General features: G+C 65.3%; 5 protein-coding genes and 2 pseudogenes. 6 read left to right on the forward strand and 1 reads right to left on the reverse strand.

All coding sequences use genetic code 11. The features are described from left to right. The first annotated feature begins 455 nt into the window (after positions 1-455). The 6 genes and pseudogenes from ACWCPY_RS42990 (at position 456) to ACWCPY_RS43015 (ending at position 3339) form a co-directional block, all read left to right on the forward strand. Complete coding sequence (locus ACWCPY_RS42990) at positions 456-797, forward strand: SCO0607 family lipoprotein (RefSeq protein ID WP_451274613.1); 342 nt, start codon at positions 456-458, stop codon at positions 795-797. A gap of 168 nt (positions 798-965) precedes the next feature. Then, positions 966-1136 carry a hypothetical protein gene (locus ACWCPY_RS42995; protein ID WP_451274615.1) on the forward strand — a complete coding sequence of 57 codons (171 nt, stop codon included), beginning with the start codon at positions 966-968 and terminating at the stop codon, positions 1134-1136. A gap of 231 nt (positions 1137-1367) precedes the next feature. Further along, positions 1368-1757: pseudogene (locus ACWCPY_RS43000) on the forward strand (helix-turn-helix domain-containing protein); the annotation flags it as partial. 13 nt (positions 1758-1770) lie between these two features. Then, on the forward strand, positions 1771-2190 hold the full coding sequence (locus tag ACWCPY_RS43005) for a transposase (protein ID WP_451274619.1): 420 nt from the start codon (positions 1771-1773) through the stop codon (positions 2188-2190). A gap of 246 nt (positions 2191-2436) precedes the next feature. Beyond that, positions 2437-3060: a hypothetical protein gene (locus ACWCPY_RS43010; RefSeq protein WP_451274617.1), complete on the forward strand. Its 624-nt coding sequence runs from the start codon at positions 2437-2439 to the stop codon at positions 3058-3060. Positions 3061-3192: 132 nt separating this feature from the next. Beyond that, the gene (locus tag ACWCPY_RS43015) at positions 3193-3339 is read left to right on the forward strand and encodes a hypothetical protein (RefSeq protein WP_451274621.1); all 147 of its coding nucleotides are present in this window, start codon (positions 3193-3195) and stop codon (positions 3337-3339) included. A gap of 156 nt (positions 3340-3495) precedes the next feature. On the opposite strand, the pseudogene ACWCPY_RS43020 reads toward ACWCPY_RS43015, so the two are convergent. Continuing rightward, a pseudogene (locus ACWCPY_RS43020) lies at positions 3496-4031 on the reverse strand (IS5 family transposase); the annotation flags it as partial. Positions 4032-4281: the final 250 nt, after the last annotated feature.

Raw genomic sequence — 4281 nt, forward strand, 5'->3', positions numbered from 1 at the left:
TTCCGGCGGGTAGTTCTTCATGACCACGAGATGTCCGTTCTCAGATCCTCAGGATCCAGTGTCTCGTGTGTCCAACATCAGGGGTCAAGGCCCGACGTAGTGGCATTCGTAGAACTCGACCCGGAAGCGGGACAAGACGCCCAATGCGTCGTGACTCGACATCTCGAAGCGTGAAGAACGGCCGTCATACCTGCCTCGTTGACACCCACAACGATGGCTTTGTCCGGCTCCACGTCGGACTCGGTCGTATCAATAACTGATCGGTAGTCCGTCGCTTGCGACGCGCTGAGCAGGTTTGAGGTTGATCCGCGGCACAGGAATCTGGCCAAGATTGGTGTGAAGTGACTCTAATGAGTAGCTGTGTTGGCAGCGATTTGAGTACGGGTACTCACGTTCCCCTGGCCCCGGGGCCCGAGAGTAGGAGATGTCCGCACAACTGACAGGAGACAACAACCATGAACCTCTCGACCAGCCGCCCGAATCCCGCCTCCTGGCACCGCCAGGTCCGTATCGCGGTGGCTGGCGCACTCACTGCGACCGCCGCGATCCTGTCACTCACGGGGTGCTCCGGCTCGTCGTTGAAGGACTCCGTCTGTGGCGGCGGAGAGTACCCCGTCTTGGCCGTGGGCGGCACCAGCTCGGACTGCGTGCCGGATGGCAAGGAGGTACCCGATGGCTACACCCGATACCCCAAGGGCAAGGTTCCGCAGAAGATCGATGACAAGTGGGACGTCTACTGGCGCACTCACACGATCAATGACAAGGGTGAGGTCGTCGAAGCTCCCGAAGGCGAGTGAATCGCACGCCGATGCCGTGACGGGCGCGCTCAAGCGACACGAGCGGTAGCGGAAGTCTGTCGCCGTGAGGATCGCGGACCTGGTTGCCGGCGAACCTGCCCCGCCCGCCGGGGCGCGAGGCCGCCCGTCTTCCCCGTCGCCGCGATCGACGACCCTGCGCTGCCGGAAGTGCTGGCCGCGCGGGTGGACGAGATGGACGCCGACATTGGCGGGTTCGAGCAGCTACTGGACTGGATAACCTCATTCGGCAGCGTCCTGGCGTTCGGGGTCAAGGGGACCGGCCCCTACGGCGCCACCTTGGCTTCGTTCCTTCGCCGGGTCGGGCACAAGGTGGTCTAGGCAGGCCGCCCGGACCAACGGCTGCGGCGGATGAACAGCATGCCCGACACCCTGGATGCCGAGAACGCTGCCCGAGCCGTCCTACTGTAGTGCCGTGACCGGAATCGACCACCAAGTGGTGGCAACTGGGCTCGCGTCGAGCGGATGTGACGACACGTCTGATCGACGTGAGCAGGCGCGATGGCAGGGCTGGTCAGGGTCCGCAGGCTGACTGAGCGGGAGGGGTAGAAGCTGCAGCGGGTTGTGCGGCGGAACCGCACCAGCATGGTGCGGTTCCGCAGAGCGATGATGTTGCTGGCCTCAGCGGGCGGGAGCACCGTCCCGGTGATCGCGAATCTCGTCCAAGCGGACGAGGACACCGCCCGGGATGTGATCCACCGCTTCAACGAGATCGGGCTGGCCTGCCTGGACCCTCAGTGGGCGGGAGGTCGTCCCCGCCTGCTCAGGGATGACGACGAGGAGTCATCCAGACAGCCACCACCCGCCCCACCAAGCTCGGCAGGCCCTTTACCCGCTGGTCGATCCGCAAGCTCGCCGACCATCTGCGGCGCAATGTTACGCATCGGCCGCAAGGCCCTGCGCTGCCTGCTCGCGCGCCGCGGCGTGACGTTCCAGCGGACCTAGACCGCGTCGCCTGCTCGGCTATGCGATGGGCGAACGACACGACGCAGAGCTCGTCGTCGCGTCCCTGAACACGGCTGCCGCCACCCGCGGTGGCGACGTGAAGGGCGCGATCTTCCACTCGGATCGCGGCAGCGAATACGTGTCCCGGCGGTTCAAGCGCGCCTGCCGGCGCCCAGGCGTGACGCAGCCCATAGGGCGGGCCAGGTCATGTTTCGACAACGCCGTCAGCGAGGCGTTCAACAGCGTGCTCAAGGTTGAGTACGTCTACCAGCACACCTTCGCTACCCGGGCCGAGGCTCGGCCGAGGACCGCCACCTGGATCACCGGCTTCTACAACACCCATTGGCTACACAGCGTGTGCGGATACCACAGCCCGATCGACTACGAACACGACCACCGAGCCAACTCCGCCTTGGCGCTGGCCGCATAGAAGATCTCCACAGAACGAGGGGATTGACAGCCAGCTGTTCACCCTGAAGGGAAGAGTGAGACATCACTCGACAAGCGCATCCAGCTCTCCTCATGCGTACTATCTTTAGGCTGCTGCTCGCTGTTGCAGTTGTGTCCTGCGGGTGCCCCGGTCGATGCAGACCAGGCTACCTGCTCCCCACCCGCTCGTGGAAAAGGTTCCGTGCTTTTCACCGCCGCACCCGCGAGCTGCAGAAAGGACCATGCCATGTCTGAAATCCAGCCCCACACCACAGGACTGACGTCGCAGTACATCGCCCAGGTGACGAGCGACCTTGAGCGCAACGTCAAGGAGCAGGAACGTATCAGTGCGGAGATTGAGGTGTTGCAGGAGCAGTTGCGTGCCCTGAAGCACGACCGCACCGTGCTGGTGAGCATCCAGGAGGCGCTCGGCGGTGCGAGTGCCGTCGGCGAGGCAGGCACCACGGCCGCGCCGACCGTGCCGCACCAGGTCTCCGCCGAACTCCAGCAGAGCAAGCCGAAGAAGGCGGTCGCCACGAGTGCAAAGGCAACGGCGTCCAACAAGAGCGCTGTCGATGCCCTATCCGCGACGGCACCCAAAACAGCCACTAGGCCGACCCTCGTCAACTTGATCCGCAGCCACCTGGAACAGCAGGGCGAGCCGCGTTCCGCTGCCGAAATCTCCGCCGCGCTCACGCAGGCCTACCCTGATCGCCGCATCAAGACCACCGTCGTGCGTACCACCCTCGAAGGGCTGGTCGCCAAGAGCCAGGCTCAGCGGTCCAGGCAGGGCTCGTCCGTCTTCTACATTACGGCGGCCGCCTCAGAGCCTGCTGTCGCCGAGGCTCAGCAGGAAGCAGTGGCCGACTGAGCACCTCGCAGGGGCGCCCATCTCACCGCCAACCAGACCGCGGTCCGACGGCGCCCCGGCAGTAACCTCAGCGCGCGGAGCCCAGATGGCTTGCGGCGGTCCGGGAGTGGGGCCCACGCCATCGCCCGCGCCGTGGGGCGAACCGTGTTCGGCGGCAGGCAATGCCTGCTCACGGCACACCAGTGGGCTCAGCTCTACTCGCTGCGGCTCGCCCCACGCGATGTCTGCGACTGCTTTTTCCTGTCGCTGCTGGAGGTCGCTGAGGACGAGCTGCGATAAGCAACGGTGCGACTGACCGGACCGACATGGGCGATCTGGACGGGACGATGCGCGCACAGGTGCCGAAGGAGTTGACTGCCCATCAGGACAGTAGGTCGACCACATTGACGGTAAGGCAACGGAAAGGTCCGTGAAGCGGCTCGCCGCCGACATCCGCAGGACGAACGCGAGAGGCCGGCATCGTCCCTCGGCGTCGAGCAGGAGATCTACGGTGGTGAAGCCTCCGCGGGAGCGTCCCAGGCATTCGCCGATCTGACCACCTCGTCCAGCCGGACGGCCAGTTTCCGCAGCACCGGATCGACCTGGTTCGTCCCCCGGGCGGCCCCCTTTTGAGGGACCGCGGCAGGCGGCGCTTTCCCAGCTCCGGCAGCGTGCTGGTGTGCCCGCACCGCTGTCGAGTCCACCGGCACGTCCCAGTCGATCACGCCCGCGGCATCCTCAGCTGCCTGGATGCGAGACAGCAGCATCTTCCAGGTTCCATCAGCTGACCAGCGACGATGTCGTTTATAGACCGTTTCCCACGGCCCGAACCGCTCCGGCAGATCCCGCCACTGCACACCCGTCCGCACCCTGTAGAGAACCCCGTTGATCACCCGCCGGTGATCACTCCACCGTCCCCCACGCGCACCACCAGGAGGTAAGAACGACTCGAGCCGATCCCACTCCGCATTCGTCAGATCCCCACGTCCCATGAAGCCAGCCTGCCCCCAACACCCCACCCACGTCCGGAGATCCGAGAAACAGTGCCTAGTAGGGCTTGGTCATGTTGGTGCGGGGTCTGGCATGTTGCGGTGACAGGTGGGGCAGGCGCCGGTCCAGGTCGCGAGGAGTGTCTGCAGCTCGCGGACGACTCGGTGGAGGCTCAGGCCGACGCCGTCTCTTTTGGGGATCGGGTCAGTCGCTGCAGGGTGCAGAAGGCGTGGGCGACCGAGACGAGGGTGA

The sequence above is a fragment of the Streptomyces sp. NPDC002403 genome (genome assembly GCF_053593015.1).

Excerpts from the sequence above, each read along its gene's own strand:
- ACWCPY_RS42990 (WP_451274613.1), top strand. The coding sequence starts at position 456 with ATGAACCTCTCGACCAGCCGCCCGAATCCCGCCTCCTGGCACCGCCAG.
- ACWCPY_RS43010 (WP_451274617.1), top strand. The coding sequence starts at position 2,437 with ATGTCTGAAATCCAGCCCCACACCACAGGACTGACGTCGCAGTACATC.